At 64.5% G+C, this 17,223-nt stretch carries 13 protein-coding genes; 3 read left to right on the top strand and 10 right to left on the bottom strand.

The window, feature by feature from the left end; translation table 11 throughout:
- Window positions 1-14: 14 nt before the first annotated feature.
- The 10 genes from RYM47_RS02045 to RYM47_RS02000 all read right to left on the bottom strand — a co-directional run bounded on the left by RYM47_RS02045 (window position 15) and on the right by RYM47_RS02000 (window position 9,910).
- Entirely contained in the window at window positions 15-533 is a 519-nt protein-coding gene (locus RYM47_RS02045; protein WP_315385760.1) for a DUF2271 domain-containing protein, read from the bottom strand.
- 32 nt (window positions 534-565) lie between these two features.
- The gene (locus tag RYM47_RS02040; RefSeq protein ID WP_315385931.1) at window positions 566-1,207 is read right to left on the bottom strand and encodes a PepSY-associated TM helix domain-containing protein; all 642 of its coding nucleotides are present in this window, start codon (window positions 1,205-1,207) and stop codon (window positions 566-568) included.
- A 148-nt stretch (window positions 1,208-1,355) separates the two neighbouring features.
- Entirely contained in the window at window positions 1,356-3,788 is a 2,433-nt protein-coding gene (locus RYM47_RS02035; protein ID WP_315385758.1) for a TonB-dependent receptor, read from the bottom strand.
- Window positions 3,789-3,937: 149 nt separating this feature from the next.
- Window positions 3,938-4,366: a hypothetical protein gene (locus tag RYM47_RS02030; protein ID WP_315385756.1), complete on the bottom strand. Its 429-nt coding sequence runs from the start codon at window positions 4,364-4,366 to the stop codon at window positions 3,938-3,940.
- Window positions 4,367-4,487: 121 nt separating this feature from the next.
- The gene (locus RYM47_RS02025) at window positions 4,488-5,174 is read right to left on the bottom strand and encodes a Fe2+-dependent dioxygenase (protein ID WP_315385754.1); all 687 of its coding nucleotides are present in this window, start codon (window positions 5,172-5,174) and stop codon (window positions 4,488-4,490) included.
- 19 nt (window positions 5,175-5,193) lie between these two features.
- Complete coding sequence (locus RYM47_RS02020) at window positions 5,194-7,515, bottom strand: catecholate siderophore receptor Fiu (RefSeq protein WP_315385752.1); 2,322 nt, start codon at window positions 7,513-7,515, stop codon at window positions 5,194-5,196.
- A gap of 156 nt (window positions 7,516-7,671) precedes the next feature.
- Window positions 7,672-8,067 carry a hypothetical protein gene (locus RYM47_RS02015; RefSeq protein WP_315385750.1) on the bottom strand — a complete coding sequence of 132 codons (396 nt, stop codon included), beginning with the start codon at window positions 8,065-8,067 and terminating at the stop codon, window positions 7,672-7,674.
- Between the two features lie 134 nt (window positions 8,068-8,201).
- A complete protein-coding gene (locus RYM47_RS02010; protein ID WP_315385748.1) occupies window positions 8,202-8,534 on the bottom strand; it encodes a non-heme iron oxygenase ferredoxin subunit in 333 nt (110 codons plus the stop codon).
- Entirely contained in the window at window positions 8,531-9,067 is a 537-nt protein-coding gene (locus RYM47_RS02005) for a GNAT family N-acetyltransferase (protein ID WP_315385746.1), read from the bottom strand. The genes RYM47_RS02010 and RYM47_RS02005 overlap by 4 nt, the downstream gene beginning before the upstream one ends.
- Window positions 9,068-9,118: 51 nt before the next feature.
- On the bottom strand, window positions 9,119-9,910 hold the full coding sequence (locus RYM47_RS02000; RefSeq protein ID WP_315385744.1) for an energy transducer TonB: 792 nt from the start codon (window positions 9,908-9,910) through the stop codon (window positions 9,119-9,121).
- Between the two features lie 378 nt (window positions 9,911-10,288).
- Here RYM47_RS02000 and RYM47_RS01995 point away from each other — a divergent pair, with 378 nt between their 5' ends.
- From RYM47_RS01995 to RYM47_RS01985, 3 genes are read left to right on the top strand one after another with little or no spacing between them, the layout of a single operon-like run.
- On the top strand, window positions 10,289-15,619 hold the full coding sequence (locus RYM47_RS01995; protein WP_315385741.1) for a wall-associated protein: 5,331 nt from the start codon (window positions 10,289-10,291) through the stop codon (window positions 15,617-15,619).
- Between the two features lie 41 nt (window positions 15,620-15,660).
- The gene (locus tag RYM47_RS01990; protein ID WP_315385739.1) at window positions 15,661-16,512 is read left to right on the top strand and encodes an RHS repeat-associated core domain-containing protein; all 852 of its coding nucleotides are present in this window, start codon (window positions 15,661-15,663) and stop codon (window positions 16,510-16,512) included.
- Window positions 16,509-16,943: a DUF4265 domain-containing protein gene (locus tag RYM47_RS01985; RefSeq protein ID WP_315385737.1), complete on the top strand. Its 435-nt coding sequence runs from the start codon at window positions 16,509-16,511 to the stop codon at window positions 16,941-16,943. Before RYM47_RS01990 ends, RYM47_RS01985 begins: the two co-directional genes overlap by 4 nt.
- Window positions 16,944-17,223: the final 280 nt, after the last annotated feature.

Genomic DNA, 17,223 nt, shown 5'->3' with positions numbered 1-17,223 from the left:
GGACGGCAGGAAAATCAGGGCTTGGCCGACAGCGTGACCAGGCCCAGTTCGGTGCTGCCCTGCGCCTTGCCGGTCTGCGGCGCGGTCGCCGGCCAGGTGAAGGGAACCTTGAGCAGTTCACGGCCGCCGACTTCGCGTACCGCTTCCACCACCAGGGTGTAGTTGCCGGGGGCCAGCGACTTCAACGCCGGCTGTTTGTCGGTGAACGACAGCGCGTGGGTACCGGCCGGCTTGGTCGGCCCGGTCACGCCGTCCACCGGCACTGTCAGCTCACGGCCGCTCTTGCGCCACCACTGGCGCAGGTCGGGCAGCCACTTGGTGCCCTTGCCTTCGCTGTTGCCGGTCTGCTGGTACCAGACCGCCAGGTTGGCCGCGACCTTCTGGTCGGCGCCTTCCAGCCACACCGCGACATACGGACGGTGGTACTCGGCCACGTTGAGCTTGGGCACCTCGACGTTGATGTCGAGGGTGGTGGCATAGGCCGGCGACGTGGCCAGCAGGCCGCTCAGGGCGATGGTGAGGGTGACGCGCATGGTGCGACTCCGAAAGGGGGGGGACAGGCGGATCAGTGGATCAGGATCAGGGCGATCAACAGCGGCACCATCAGGCCCAGGCCGACCAGCGGCCAGGTCATGCGGCGCTGGCGGGCATGCAGGTGCAGCAGGAACAGGCCGGTGATGCAGAAGACCAGGCAGGCCACCGCGAAGATGTCCAGGAACCAGCCCCAGGCCGGCCCCGCGTTGCGACCCTTGTGCAGGTCGTTGAAGTAGGACACCCAGCCGCGCGAGGTGGCTTCGTATTCCACTGCGCCGGATTCGCGGTCGATGCTCAGCCATGCGTCGCCACCGGGGCTGGGCATGGAGAGGTAGATTTCTTCGGGAGACCACTCGGCTTGGCGGCGGCCGATGGAAATGCCCAGTTCGCGGTCCAGCCAGCGCGCGGCGGGGCGGGGCACCGGGGCGTTGCCGTCGGTGCGGTCGCCAAGTTGGCCAAGCAGGTCGGCCGGCAGTTCCAGTTGGCGGTTGACCACCTGGGGCGTGGCCTCGATCTTGGCTGCGTGATTGAGCGTGATCCCCGTGGCGGCAAACAACAGCATGCCGATCAGGCAAACCGCCGAACTGATCCAATGCCACTGGTGCAGGGTCCGGAGCCAGAAGCCCCGGCTCTGTTGCTGCTGCACGGCGGTGGAAGGAGCGCTGGTGGCCACGGTCACAAAAGGAAGAGCGAGTAGCGAATTACACCATTGATGAGAATGGTTCGCAATTGTTGTTCGGGCGATGAGGGTCCGGTAGCCAACCAACGGCCGGCGCTACCGAGGTGTCCTGCGCCCGGCCCCATGGCCGGGCGCCACCCCATCAGAACTTCGCGTTCAACGAAATCCAGTAACTCCGACGCTGGTCTTTCGTCGCGTAATCATCCACACAGTTGAACTCACTATCGTTCAGCAACACGCACGATTGCGACACAAAATCCTTGTCGAACAGGTTGTTCACCCGCGCGTTGACGGTCAGCCACTGGTTGATGTCCCAGCTGCCGCCCAGGTGGAAGAGGGTGTAATCCTCGTAGTACCGCACCTGCGAGTTGCTGACCCCGCCCACATTGGTCACCAGCGTGTCGCGGTAGCGGTCATAACGCCCTTCGCCGATCAGCGACAGGCTCACCGCGTCGTTGATCTGCCAGTTGAGGCTGGCGTTGGCCATGTGCTTGGCCGGGGTGGTGGTGCCACCGACCGGCTTGCCCTTGTCCACGCCACTGGTCTGCTCGGACTTCGTATACGTGTAGTTGCCGCGCAGCTGCAAGCTTTCCAGCAGGTCCACGTGCGCCGCCGCTTCCACGCCACGCGTCTCAGCGGTATCGATGTTCACACTCTGGCTGAAGGTGCTGTACCCCAGCGCCGCCCAGCCCGGACCAACATCCACGCAGTACCCGCTACCTGCCGGCGCGACTTCGCAGTTCGGGAACGTGCCGCCACTGGCGATCTTGTCGTCGAACTTGTTGAGGAAGCCGGTGACATTGAAGCCCCAGCGCTCACCCTCGTAGTACGACGCGATCTCGTAGTTGGTGCTGGTTTCCGGCTGCAGGTTGGGCGAGCCCACCAGCGGCAGCACGCCCTGCCCACCGAAGCCGGTCACGCCCGGGAACAGCTGGTCCGGGCGCGGGGTCTTGTAGCCGGTGCTCACGCCGCCCTTGAACGTCCACGCATCGCTGGCGTTCCACACCAGGTAAGCGCGCGGGCTGACATGGCTGCCGAAGATGTTGTGGTCGTCATAGCGCACGCCCACGGTGGCGGTCAGTGCTTCGGTCAACGCCCAGTTGTCCTCGGCGAACACCGACCACATGCGGTGCTTTTGCTTGACGTTGTCGCGGTAGCCCGCGCCGTCCATGCCGAACACGCCGTCGATCATGTCGGTGTCGGTGTACTGGCCGCCGAGGGTCAACTTGTGCGCATCGAAGCTCATGTCCAGCATCGTGTCGAGCACGTAGCCTTCCAGTTCCATGGTGCGCATCGGGCGCGGCAGGAACGCTTCCAGTCGCCCCATCTCGGCTGGGTTCAACGCCGACAACCCGTTGCGGGCGCCGGCAGCGCAGTTGTTGGCTGCGCCGGTGCGGCGGCACACGTCGTTCCACAGGGTCTGCAGGTTGGCGCGTTCGTCCAGGGTCAGCGGCAGCGAACGGCCGAGGTTGTTGCTCTTGGTCTGGGTCAGCGTGGTCTGCCAGGTACCGAACGAATAACGTCCCTGGTGGCTCAACGCCAGCTGGTCGCGCTCATAGCGCTGGTAGGCGGTGTAGCCCACGCGCGGCTGCACCACGCGGCGGGTGACGGTGCCGGTGCCGTTCGGGTTCGGGATGGTCGCGTTGCCGACGCGCCACAGGCTGGCCAGGCTGTCCAGGGTACCGGTCTGGCCTTCGCTGTTGTCGTACTTCTGGCGCGAGACGTCGTAGTCCAGCGACAGGTCGTGGTCGTCGTTGATCGACCAGCTCAGGCGCACGCCGGTGTTCCAGTTGGTGTTGGCTACCGCCTTGCCGCCGCCGCCGAAGCCGATGCTGCGCTCCCACAGGGTGCCGTCAGGCAGGGTCAGCGCCTCCCATTCCGGGTTGGAGGCCTTGGCGTCGTAGTAGCTGCCACGCACGGCCACGTCCAGCCGTTCCTTCACCAGCGGGCCGGTCAGGTACACATCGGTGGTGCGTGCGTCGCCGAACTGGTCGTCCTGCTGCACGGTAAAGCCCTGGGTGACCGAGCCGTGCCAGCTGTCCTGGTTGCGCCGGGTGATGATGTTGATCACCCCGCCCATCGCGTCGGAGCCATACAGCGTGGACATCGGGCCACGTACTACTTCGATGCGTTCGATCGCATCCAGCGGCGGCAGGTAGGCGAACTGGCCACCGCCGAAGTTGTTCGGATACAGCTGGCCCACGTTGCTCTGTCGGCGGCCGTCGATCAGCACCAGGGTGTATTCGGACGGCATGCCGCGCATGGAGATGGTGGCGCGGCCGTTCTTGTCGGTGGTTTCCATGCCGACGTCGATGCCTTCCACGTCGCGCAGTGCATCGACCAGGCTGGTGTAGGGACGCTTGCTGAGTTCTTCGCGGCTGACCACGCTGATGCTGGCTGGGGCGTCTGTGATCTTCTGTTCGAAGCCCGAGGCAGTGACCACCACCTGGTCCAGGGTCTTGGGGTCGCCGGCGGCGTCGCCACTGGCGAAGGCAGGTGCGCTGAGCGCGCCGAGCAGGGCGACGCTGAGCGTGCAGCGGGACAGGGACGTGCGACGACGATGGCGCTGGGCCATGGGAGTTTCCTCGAAAAGGATGCGAACGCAGGAACACCGCGGCCGGCGGCCGCAGCGGAAATGGAAAAGTCAGCGGAAAACCCGCAGTGCGGGCGGTGCGGCAGGGTCAGCCGCTGGTGTGCGCACGCAAGGGCGCGCGACAGCCGGGATCAGCCCTGCGGCGGTGCCTGCCCGCGCTGCACGCGCAGGCCCGGGGCCGCCGGCAGCGGCGTGGACGGAGCGGAATCGATCGACGGCACGCGCTGCGGTGGCAGCTCGGCCAGGGTGGCGATCAGGGCGTCGAGCGATTCGTTGAGCGGGGCAGGTGGCAGGCGCGGTGGCACGGCCGCAGGTTGTGCACTGGCCGTCCGGCGCGGCTTGGCCGGCGTTTCTTCCTGCAGGCGGTTTTCACCGGGACTGCGCTCGTCGGCCGGCAGTTGCAGCACCAGCGCGGCAGTGCCGGGCAGGTGCGGTTCGAGCAGGGGCAGGGTGCCGAACAGCATCGACAGCAAGGCCAGCCAACCCAGCACTGTCGCCAACGCAGGGCGCTGCCCGCGCACGGCGGGGGCAAAGCTGCGGTGGTGGTGGGGATGACGCAAGACGGATTCCCTGTCGAAAGCACCGGGATTCCGGCGCGGCGGGAATTGTAGGTAGCGTTTGTCACAAACGCAAATAGGAATGGTTTACATCAGCCATGCTGGGCGTGGCTGATCGCGGTCCTCAGGTCTCGCTCCAGCGGCGCAGCAGGTTGTGATACACCCCGGTCAACTGCAGCACCGCGCCCGGATCGGCCCCGGTCACCCTGAGTTTCTCGATCGCCCCATCCATTTCCAGCAGCATCCGCCGCGCGCCGTCATCCCGCACCATGCTCTGCACCCAGAAGAACGACGCGACCCGCGCACCGCGGGTCACCGGATTTACCTTGTGCAGGCTGCTGGACGGGTACAGCACCAGGTCGCCCGCAGGCAGCTTCACTTCATGCTCGCCGTAGGTGTCGCTGATGACCAGTTCGCCGCCTTCGTAGTCCTCCGGCGCAGAGAGGAACAGCGTGCACGAGACGTCCGAGCGCAGGTGACCGCGCTGGCCGTCCGTGCCGGTGATCATCACCGCGCCATCGACATGGAACCCGTACTCGCCGCCGCCCTGGTATCGGTTGAAGCGGGGCGGCAGGATCCGCAGCGGCAGTGCGGCGGCGAAGAACAGCGGGTGCCGTTCCAGCGCCGCCAGCACGATCCGGCCCAGTTCTGCTTTCAGCGGCGAGGCGTCGGGCAGCTGCTGGTTGCGCTTCACCTGCGCGCCCTGCACGCCCACCGTCTCGCGGCCGTCGGCCCAGTCCGCCGCCGCCAGTGCGCGCTGCAGGTGGGCCAGTTCGTCGGCAGTGAGGACATCGGGGACGTGCAGCAGCATGGCAGGGTCCTGGCGGGGATCAGAAGCGGAAGTCGGCGCTGAACAGCACGCTGCGCGGCACGCCCGGGGTGTAACGGTAGCCGCTCTTGTTGATCGCGGCCACATACTGCTTGTCGAACAGGTTGTAAGCGTTCAAACGCAGCACCAGGTGGTCATTGATCGCATACGAGGCGACCGCGTCGTACACCGTATAGGACTTGGTGAAGGCCGGCGTACCCACCGCGCCGTCGGTGCCGCGGTGCATCTGGCCCGCGTAGCGCACGCCACCGCCCAGGGTCAGTCCGAACGGGAACGTGTAGCTGGTCCAGCTGGTGAAGGTCGCGCCCGGGGTGTAGGTCAGGTTGCGGGTGCCGTCGGCGGCCACGTTGGCGCCCTCTTCGACTTCGGTGTCCAGGTGGCTGTAGCCGGCCGACACCGACCAGTTGTCGGTGATGCGGCCCACCGTGGAGACTTCGATGCCCTGCACCGACTTCTTGCCGGTCTGGGTCGGGTTGCCGGCGTCGTCCAGCACCTGGGTGTTGATCTCGTTGCTGACCTCGGTCTTGAACAGGGCGACGTTGAACGCCAGCGCGTCATCCAGGAATGCCCACTTGGTGCCCACTTCCAGGGTCTTGGCCTTCTGTGGGTCCAGGCTGGGGTTGTCGGCGCTGCTGGCCGAGCTGCTCAGCTGGAAGTTGTTGCCACCCGGGGGCTGCTGCGACAGCGCGTAATTGCCGTACAGGCTGACGATGTCGCCGACCTTGTACACCGCGCCCAGCTTCCAGTTGAGCAGGGTGTCGCTGTGCTCCAGCGACGGGTTGGCGATGACCGTGCCGACCGGATTGACGCCGCAGGCCGGGCCACGGCCGCCGCACACCGCCGCACTCTGGTACTCGGTCTTGTAATGGTCCGCGCGCAGGCCGGCAGTGACCAGGAAGCTCTCGGTGAAGTGCAGCGTGTCGAACAGGTATACCGACGAGGTGGTGGTCTCGCCACGGGTGTTGGCGCCGTTGTGCGCCCAGGTGAGCCCGGTGGCGTTCCAGTCCGGGTTGTACAGGTTGGCGGCCGACCAGGTGGTGCCGTTGGTGGCGGCCTGCCCGAAGGTCTTGAGCTCTTCGCGGGTGAATTCCAGGCCGGTGCTCAGGTTGTGTGCGATGGCGCCGGTGTTGAAGTCCGCGCGCAGGTTGAGCTGGTCGGTAAGGATGGTGTTCTGCTGGTCCTTGAAGGTCGGCAGGCTGCGCGCGATCGTGTAGGTGTCCAGATTGTTGCGGTCGGTGTAGCGGATGTTGCCGGTCGGCGCGCCATTGGCGCCGCGTGTGCCGGTGCCCATGAACGCGGTCAGCAGGTAGTCTTGGTCGGTGCGGCCCCAACGCGCGGTGTTGGTCAGCTGCAGGCCGTCATTGAAGTCATGTTCGATCCGGAACGTGGCCATCTTCGCGGTGACGTCGTCATGGTCGGCGCGGGTGCCGTAGAAGTTCTCCGGATCCACCGGGTGGCCGGCCAGCTGTTCGAGGGTGGGCTGCGGGGTCCAGCCCGGCAGGCCGAGGGTCGGCACGCCGCCGTCAGGTACGTTCTGCTGATCCACGTACAGCAGGTTGAGGATGTAACGGGTGTTGCTGTCCAGCCCGAACACCAGCGACGGCGCGATGCCCCAGCGCGAGTTGTTGACGTGGTCGCGACCCGGCTGGTCGTTGTCCTGCCACATGGCGTTGAGGCGCAGCGCGCTGCTGGTGCCCAGGGTCTGGTTCCAGTCGGCGGTACCGCGCTGCTGGCTGTCGCTGCCCGCAGAGAGGGTGCCGCTGACCGCGTCATGCAGGTTGGCCTGCTTACTGACCATGTTGATCGAGCCGGTCGGGGCCGAGCGACCGTTGTCAGTGCCGGCCGGGCCCTTGGACACTTCCACCTGCTCGGTGTTGAACACATCGCGCGAGATCGAACCGACATCACGCACGCCATCCACGAAGATGCTGCTGGAGGTGTCGAAGCCACGCATGAAGATGCTGTCGCCGGTGTTGGTGTTGCCGTTTTCGCCCACGTAGAACGTGCCGACGCCCGGGCTGTTGCGCAGCGCGTCGGTCAGCGTGGTCGCGCCCTGCTGGGTGAACAGGTCGCGGGTGATGACCTGGATGGTCTGCGGCGTGTCCTGCAGCGATTGGGTGAACTTGGGCGAGGCGACCTTGTCGGCCTTGAAGCCGCGCGTGGCCAGCACGTGCACCTGGTCCAGCGTCCGCGCACTGGTGTCGCTGGACTGGGCCTGAGCGGCTACCGGCAACACGGCGAGGCTGAGCCCGGTAACCAGGCTGGCCGTGGCCAGGCTGGCGGCGCTACGGGCGGGGGAGGAATGCTTGCGGCTCTTGATCATGGTGGTTGGAGACCTTGAAACGGACAAAGGGATGCCGCGTACACGCACGGGGGGAAGCGCGCACGCAGGAGCATGGACGGTCGATCGGATGCGGAAAGACGAAGTGCGGACAGCAGTCAGCGGCACGCGCGGCAGCAGGCCAGCGCGGCGGGTTGATCAGGCGCGGAGGGGCGGTGCCTGGGACAGGTGCGAGCGCGGTGGGCGCGTCGGAAGGGAGATCGGTGCCGGAACGGCGGGTGTCGGGGTGGTGCCAGCACTGGACAGCAGCGGCATTGTCCAGACCGGTGCGCCCGTCTTGCCGGGCCTGCCGCTCTCAGCTTCCTTTTCGCCAACCGCGAAGGCCTGGACGGCGATGGTGGGGCGGTCGGGCAGGGGATCGCCGGATTGACTGCGGTCGTCGCCCGATACTGCGTTGACCGTTGGCCCGGCCGATCCTGCCGCCGCGTCCAGGCCCGGCCAGCCGATGAAGGCGGCAAGCAGGCAGAACATCGCCGCAGCGGTCAGCAGCAGCGGGGTCCAGCGGGCGGAGGCGGCGTCTCGGGCGAAAGCCATGAGGCGGGGATCGGTCAGGCCGGGGCGGCGGATGACGGTAAATTAACAGAAACAATAATGATTCGCATCCGCGATCATGTCGCCATCATCCCCGTTCTGGCGCTGAACAGGGCCGTATATCGAAAACTGTGGACTCAGTCGCGGTCGTCGCGGGTCCAGACCGCGTCGTGCTCCCGCTTCACCGGGAACTTGGGGACCGGGCTGTAGGCCGGGGCGCACAGGGCGCGGCCGTCACGCACGTCGAAGCGCGCGCTGTGCAGCACGCACTCGATGCTGCCTTCGGCGGTGTCGAAGGTGCCCGAGGACAGCTCGAACTCCTCATGGGTGCACTGGTCTTCCAGCGCGTACAGCTCGCCGTCCAGGTTGAACACCACGATCGGCGTGCCGGTGACCTCGTCGAAGGTGCTCTTCATCTCGCCCGGCAGCAGTTCTGCGATGGCGCAGACGAAGGTCCAGGTCTCGCTCATGCGTGCGCTGCCAGCGGCTTTTCCAGCACTTCGAAGCGCAGGTCGTCGCGCTTGGGAATGCCGAAGCGCTCGTCGCCGTAGGGGAACGGCTTCTTGATCCCGGTGCGCGCGTAGCCGCGGCGTTCGTAGAAGGCGATCAGCTCGTCGCGGATGTCGATCACCGTCATCTGCATCACCGGCACTGCCCATTCGCGTGCGGCATGCGCTTCAGCGGCGTCCATCACCTGCTTGCCGATGCCGCCGCCCTGCTGGGCCGGGTCCACCGAAAACATGCCGAAGTAGCCCTTGCCATGGTCGTCGGCCACGTGGGCGCAGGCCAGCAGTTTTCCGTCGCGTTCGGCCAGCAGCACGGTGCTGCGCGGGCGCTCGATATCGGCCTGCAGGCCGGTCGCGTCGATGCGCGCACCGTCCAGCATGTCTGCTTCGGTGGTCCAGCCGGCGCGGCTGGCGTCGCCACGGTAAGCCGAGGTGACAAGGGTGATCAGGGCGGGGATGTCGGCCAGCGTGGCCGCACGGAAGGTCAGGGTGCTCATGCCGTCATTCTAGTGGCGGCTGCCAGTGGCGGGTAGTTCGACGGCGCGGGCTCAGCGGATGAAGAATTCGACCGGGAACGACAGCTCCACCGGTGCCGGCCGGTCGTCCGGCACGGCGGGCAGCGGTTCGGCGCGGCGGAAGGTATCCAGCGCGGCCTGGTCCAGCATCGCGTAACCGGAGCTCTTCTCCACCGACAGCGCCAACAAGTGGCCGTCGCGGGCCAGGCTCACGCGGACCTGCACCACACCTTCGTGGCGGCGTGCACGCGCGGCATGCGGGTAGCGGCGGAAACGCTCCAATTGGGCCATGACCCGGCCTTCCCAGCTGTCGCGGCCGGGCGTGGCTTCGCTGGGGCCGGGCGGCAGTGGCGGACTGGGCGGAGAGGCGGCGACAGACGCCTGCTGCTGCAGTGGCGCGGGGGCGTCGGTTCTGGGCTGCGGCGGGGTAGGCGGCGGGATGACCCAGTTGGCCGCATCGCGCGGCGGCGTTTTCGGAAGATCGCGCGGCGGCTCGGGTTTCTGGTGTTGTACGGCGGCGGCGATGCTTGGCGTGGGCGCGATGATGTCTTCCAGCGGCACCTGGGGCGCGCGCGGTGGCAGCAGCAGGAGCTGGGTACGGTCGGCGGGAGGCGGCGGGAGCACCGGCGTGCTGCCCGCGTGGGTCCAAAGCAGGAGGGCGAGGGCGGCAACGTGGGCCATGATGGTCAGGCTGGCCGCGAGCTTGCGGGCGTGGCGCTCGGTGAACGGTGCGGCGGCGGTTGCGGTGCCACGCGGCGGGGGCAGGCGCCGCAGGTAATCGTGCAGCGACAGGCTGCTTGCGGCACTGGGGGCGACCGACGACATCAGACGGCATTAATGAGAAGGGTTCTCATTATGGCATAGGCACTCATCGCGTGCTGTGTCGGTGCAGTACGTGGTCCGCCGGCCGGCCTCGCCCGCTATTGGATGTAAGGGAATTCTTCATTGTGACGGGCATCACTATTGGTGGCGATTCTGTCGGGGAAGCATTCAGTACTGACGGCAAATCCCTATTGACGCGCTCTGGGCGCTGCCTCATAACGGTTGCCTGCAAAACGTGTCGGCGCTTCGGGGGATTCGAAGGCGTGACACTCCGGAATCCATAACGCTTTCCTGCCCAAGTGGCAGGCCGGAGATGCGCGCTCGCGTCAGTCCTTTGTATCTGCGTTGCGCGTCAGCGTATCGACAACAGGGAACTGGGGGATGCAATTGACTGCGAGCGAACTTTCTTCTTTGCGTGGGCCCATGCGGCGTCTGGCGCATCTATTTGTGATGGCAAGCGTTCTGATACCGCTGGCCGGACACGCCCAGATCGTTCCCACCTGGCGCGAGGAGTATGGGAAACGCCTGAAGTACGGCGATCTGGTTGAACCGATGAAGGGAGAGATCTTCGGCGAGAAGGTCAACCTGTACGACGGGTCCATGAGCCTCAGCGCTACCGACATTTCCTTGCCGGGCAACAACAGCCTGCAAGTGTCCATCAGCCGAAGCTACGACGATATGTCCGGCGGATCCAGCGACAACGAGTTCGGCAACTGGTTACTCGACATACCCTCGCTGTCGGGAACCTACGGCGATCAGCCCGAGACCGAAGTGGAGGGATACTGGAGTCCTGCCGCGCGCTGCTCGACAGTCACTGCCCCGCCGACGTTGGAAGTCTGGAATCACCTGCACACCCAGAAGATCTACTTCGACTCTCATACCTATTGGGATGGCGTGCGCCTCACCCTGCCCGGTGGCCAGGGCGAGACAGTGCTCGCGGGCAGCGGGGACCCGCGCCAGCCGGTGCCGCAGGTAGGCCAGCCAACACCCTGGAACACGAAAAGCGGCTGGTTCTTCTCATGTCTAAGCGCGCTGAAGAGCGGGCAGCCTGGGCAGGGCTTCCTCGGGCATTCGCCAGATGGCACGAAGTATTACTTCGACTGGATGGTGGCGCGTGTTAACGAGTCCGCTACGCTTCAGCCATACGACACCGTAACGCACGCCACGCTCAAGCGTAAGAAGGTCTACCTCTATCCCTCGCAGGTAGTCGACCGATTCGGAAACTGGGTTCGCTACGAATGGAATGGCGCACGGCTGGATCGAATCGTCGCTAGTGATGGCCGCAGCATCACCCTCACGTATGATGCGCAGGGCCGAGTGTCGACCGCCTCCACCTCAGGTCGGACGTGGACATATGCTTACTCGCCGGCAGGCCCTCTTCAGTTTGTAACGCTGCCGGACGGGACCAGTTGGGGATACAACCTTCCTTCGGTGTCCGTGACAAAGAAGTATCCGGATTACATCGGGCAGGCACCTGCCGAGTACATGGACAATCCGGCGGTATGCGCCAAGACGAACAAGATCGTTCAGACCGAAGTGGTCGCCACCATCACCCATCCTTCCGGTGCGGTTGGCACTTTTGCATTTCGTCCGTTCCGTCATGGACGCAAGAACGTTCCCTTCAACTGCCAGACGTCGGGCGATGAGCAACTGATCGCGGACGGTTGGAACCTCACGCCCATCTACCGCGACGCGATGTCGCTGGTGACCAAGACCATCAGCGGTCCCGGAATGCCAAGTGCGCAGTGGACCTATCAGTACACGAACCTGACGGGGCAGTACGACCGGAACGTGAATGCAGCAGGCTCACCGATGTACCCCGTAGGCCAGTCCGAGCCAAAAATCACGATTGAGACCGCACCGGACGGCGCGATCAGGACGTATGAGTTCGGTAAGGAAGTGGCGTACAATGATGGACTGTTGCTGGGCACCACCACCAGTATTGGCGGTACGGTGGTGAGGGCTGATCGAAACAACTACTACCCGGACGCGCTGCTGGCGTCGGCGCCCTTCCCGCGCGAGGCTGGGCATAACCTGAAATACGGCGCCACCGAGCTGGGTGAACACCTCAATCGGCCGGTGCAAAGCACTGTCATCAATCAGGACGGGGTGCAGTTCACGCGCCAGGTTCAGAACTTCGATGCATCGGTGCGCGAGGTCGATGTGGTTGAGTCCAATTCGACCGGGCAGAGCCGCAGCACTATCCAGCAGTACTACGACAATCCCCAGCTGTGGGTACGTGGGCAGCCCGCCCGAACTGTGCTCAATGACATTGAGCAGTCCCGAACCGAGTTCGATGGCACTACTGCGCTACCGCTGCGCGCTTACGCGTTTGGCCGCCTTGCCCAGCAGGTCAGCTACGCCGCGGACGGCACCGTCGCGACGGCTACCGATGGACGCGGAAACACCAGCCACCTGTCCAGCTGGAAGCGCGGCGTGCCCCAGCTGCTGCGGTCACCGCCCACCCAGGAAGCTCTGAATGGCGCCACCCGACAGGTAGAGGTGGATGACAACGGTTGGATCACCGCACTAACCGACGAGGCTGGGGCGACTACCCGCTACGGCTATGACAGCATGGGTCGGCTTCTATCACAGCAGTTCCCCACCGGCGACAACGTGGCATGGAACTCGGTGACCCTGAGCCTGGAGAGAATGGGCGCTGCCCAGTTCGGCATCCCCGCCGGTGCCTGGAAGCACTCGCGCACGATTGGTGGGCAACGCACCGATACCTACCTGGACGCCATGTTCCGGCCCGTGCTTGTCACCCAGAACCTTAATGGCGTGCTCGACAGCGCTGTGGTGACGCGGTACGACAGCTCAGGTCGTGCAGTCTTTGCCTCTTACCCCACGAGGCAGGTGTCGGATATTGCGCAATCGCTTGCGGGTACGAGCACGCAGTACGACGCGCTCGGCCGACCACAGGTTGTGCGCCAGACCTCAGAGCTAGGTGATTTGGTCAGCTCCACTGACTACATCGGCAACCTGTCGGTGCGCACTACCAATGCGCGCGGCCTTGCGACAGTGACCCGGCATCTCGCGTACGATCAACCGACATACGAGATGCCGCTCACCATCCAGCATCCGGAAGGCGTGGTCACGGAGATTCAGCGCGATGCGCTCGGCAAACCGCTTGCGATCACCCGGCGTAACGCTGATGGAAGCCAGGCGCTGACCCGGCGGTACGTGTACGACGCGTTCCAGCAGTTGTGCAAGACCATTGAGCCGGAAACTGGGGTCACGGTTCAGGACTACGACGCGGCAGGAAATCTTGCATGGTCTGCCGCTGGAACGGGGCTGACCAACGCTTCAGACTGCAGTCGCGCGGAAGCGCTGGCGAGCGGCCGGGCGATTTCTCGTGGTTACGATGCAGTCAATCGTCTGTCTGCACTTACCTTTCCCGACGGGCGCGGTAACCAGAACTGGTATTACGCGCCGGACGGCCTTCCTGTGGAGATCTACACCCGGAACGACCCCAGCGAGCTGCCCGTGATCAATCGCTACTACTACAACCAGCGACGTCTGCTGGTTGCAGAGAGCATGCAGCATTCCACCCTCGGAACGGTCACCCTCTATCACGGATACGATGCGAACGGCAACCTGGCATGGCAGATCTACCCGGGCGGCCGCAGCATTGACTACGCGCCCGATGCCCTCGGTCGGACCACCATGGTTGGCAGTTACGCTCAGCAGGCAAGCTATTACGCCAATGGTGCGCTGGCTGGATTCGTCTACGGCAACGGCGTTGTCCACACCATGGTACAGAACGCTCGCGGGCTTCCAGAGCGTAGCCGTGACGCCAATGCGTCGGCCGCCGTCCACGATGACAGCTATGACTACGATCCCGCGGGCAACGTGCTGGCGATCTCCGACGGGCTGCCCGGCGCCCCGGGCAACCGTGACATGACATACGACGGCCTGGATAGGCTGCGTACCGTGACCGCACCCAGCTTCGGCAATGCGCTGTACGAATATGACGCGTTGGACAACCTGCGCAGGGCGAAGGTCGGCAGCCGCGATAGAACCCACTACTTCGACCCGGCCAACCGCCTGGTCAACGTGATGGACACCGCAACCGGCGCAACCGTCACCGGCATGAGCTATGACCCGCAGGGCAACATGTCCGTGCGCAACGGCCAAGCGTTCGCCTTCGACTACGGCAACCGCCTGCGCAGCGTGAGCGGCGCTGAAACCTACGAGTACGACGCGCATGGACGCCGCGTCAGGTCTCTATCGGCTGCAAGCGGCGCCATTTACTCGTTCTACGACAACGGCGGCGTACTGCGCTTCCAGCGCAACGAGCGTACGGGCAAGCAAACGGATTATCTGTACCTTTCCGGGAGCTTGGTCGCCCAGGTGAGTGGGGCGGCGGCACCGAGCGTCCCCGCGCTCAGCGCCCCCGGGTATATCACGCAGGGCGGCGTGACGTTGACCTGGACCCCTGCGGGTGGCGCAAACCGCTACGAGCTGCAGCAGGGAGTAGGTGGCAACTGGTCCGCGCTGTACGGCGGCGCGGCATTGACCTACGCCGCCAGCGGATTGCAGACCGGCACATATCAATTCCGGGTGCGCGGGTGTAGGGATGTGTGTGGCGACTGGAGCAACGTTGCGAATGTGGCAGTGGAGCTTCCGCCCGCAGCCGTGCCCACGCTGAGCCTGCCAGCAGTCGCCTACAACGGCAGCTATGCGGTGAGCTGGTCCGGCTCGGCCGGTGCCACGGCATATCAGCTGGAAGAAAGCGCCAACGGTGCGGCATGGACGTTGATCCATAACGCGGCTCCACTGTCTCTCGGCATTGGCGGCAAGCCTGCGGGCCAGTACACCTACCGCGTGCGCGCCTGCAATCCCATCGGTTGCACGGGCTACAGCGGCAACGCCTCGGTTACGGTGGTCTATCCACCGGGCGCAGCCCCGGGCCTGAGTGCGCCTTCCCGCAGCGGGCCGGGTAGCATCGGCATTGGCTGGAGCGCGATTGGCGGGGCCGATCGCTACACGCTTCAGGAAAGCGCCAACGGTGCGGGGTGGGTCACGCTGCTGGACGCCAACGCGACCTCCTACGCGACCCCGTGGCGCGGCCCGGGTAATTTTGCCTACCGCGTAGCGGCCTGCAACGGCGCGGGGTGCTCTGGTTGGTCGGGCACCGCGAGCGTTTCGGTCATTGGGCCGCCTGGCCTGGAGCCGGTAATCAGCGCGCCCGGGCTGGTAAACGTTACCGACTATGCCTTCAGCTGGAGCACGCCGGCCACCACGGAGTATTTCATCGTGCAGGAGAGTGCCAACGGTGGTGGGTGGAACACGTTGCTGGCGGATGGGCGCACATCGGCGGCCGTCAGTCGTGGCAACGGCAGTTACAGCTATCGCGCACAGGCCTGTAACTTCGTCGGGTGTGGGCCGTGGTCCGGTGTTGCAACCGTAACCGTATCGCTTCCGCCAAGTACGCCGGTGTTCTACATAGCTACCTGGTTGACCACCAAGCGCGCGCCCTATCAGGTGTGGTGCGAGGCGGGTTGGCACCCTGTCGCGACGGCGACTGAGTACCAGCTGGAAACCGGTGTGGGCGGCAAACACCTGTATACGGGCCCTAAGGACTATGTGGCCGCAGCCGGAAATGCGTACTGCGGTTCGCCGATACGCGTGCGGGCTTGCAATGCGGGTGGGTGCTCTGAGTGGTCCCCGCTGTTCACCCCCGCGCGCGGCATCTACGAGACTGAATGATGAATGCAATCAGGATGACGAACGTGGTAATGCGCGGACTTATGACGCTGCTGCTGGCGACCGGGATGTTGCATATCGCCAGCGCTCAGGAAACGGTGGAGTACATTCATACTGACGCCTTGGGCTCGCCAGTGGCGATGACTGACGCCGGCGCCAATGTGATCGAGCGGATTGTTTACGAACCATACGGTGCGGTCGTCAACGGCGCGCCAAAAGATGGCCCGGGCTACGCAGGGCACGTCGCGGATTCGTCTACAGGGCTCAGCTACATGCAGCAGCGCTACATGGACCCACAGTCCGGGACTTTTTTAAGCGTAGATCCTGTAAGCGCGCACGGTGGCTCTGTCGCGAGCTTCAATCGCTATAGGTATGGAAACAGCAGCCCTTACAGGTTCAGCGATCCTGACGGCAGGAATGCTGTGGCTATTGAGACGATCGCAGTTCCACTTCTGGTGGTGGCGACTCTCTACTATGCGGCTCCGCCGGAGCAGAAAGCTGCGATCGAAAGAGCAATTGATAGTGGTGTGGATAAGCTGGTCCAGCGAGCGAAGTCGTTGGGAGGAGATGGCGGTGATGACGCCGGAGATCAGGCCAAGGGTGATCGCGGCAATCAAGGGACGGCTGGTGGAGAAAGGGCCTATAAGCCTTTCACAAAAGCGGGCAAGGAAAAGGTCCGGTCGGAAAACGCATCAAAGAATGGCGGCCAAACCACGTGTACGGATTGCGAAATACCTACGGTCCCGGCGGTTAAAAGTCAAGCGGGCGTGACGCCTCCAAAGAATGAGACTGCAGTTGATCATGTGATCCCGCGATCAAAAGGTGGAGATGGATCGCCGAGCAATGGGCAAGTACTCTGTAGGGAATGCAATGGCAGAAAGAGCGACAAGCTATGAATTCGATTCGTGTGCACTTCAAGCTGGACCAGGTGGATGACTACCCACCGGTCGCAGTCGAATCCATTTGGACGCAAGAGCTTCCCGGTGATGGAGGATATGTGATCGATAGCATTCCGTTTTTTATAAATAGCGCTACGCTTGGGGATAGAATCTCAGTCAGCGAGGATGAAGGTAGATTGTGGTTCGACGGAGTCGTAGAGACGTCGGATAACTCGCTGCTGAGGGTCGTGCTTTTTGATGATGCGCTGATTGACGAGGTAAGGTTGTCGCTGCAAAGGCTGGGATGCGCAGTAGAGACATTGGCAGCTAAAAGCCTGCTGGCAGTGAACGTGCCTCCAGAATCGAAGCTTTCCAGCGTGATAGCCTACTTGGAATCATTGTCTAACCGATCGCTCGCAGATTACGAGGAGGCAATTCTTCGGCAGTAGGGTTTTTCCTCCGCTGTCAAGCTGTGCCCGCCCCCCCCCGCTCCCCCCACACTCAGCGCCCTCGGCTACATCATGCAGGGCGGCGTGACTCAGCATCGGCATTGGCTGGAGGGCGATTGGCGGGGCCGATCGCTACACGCTTCAGGAGAGTGCCAATAGTGCGGGCTGGGTCACGCTGCTGGATGCCAACGCGACGTCCTATGCGACCCCATGGCGCGGCCCGGGTAACTATGCCTACCGCGTTGCGGCCTGCAACGACGCGGGGTGCTCTGGTTGGTAG

The organism is uncultured Stenotrophomonas sp. (assembly GCF_963519125.1).
In the GTDB taxonomy this organism is placed as follows: Bacteria; Pseudomonadota; Gammaproteobacteria; order Xanthomonadales; family Xanthomonadaceae; genus Stenotrophomonas.
This window is presented reverse-complemented; position numbering and strand designations above follow the sequence as displayed.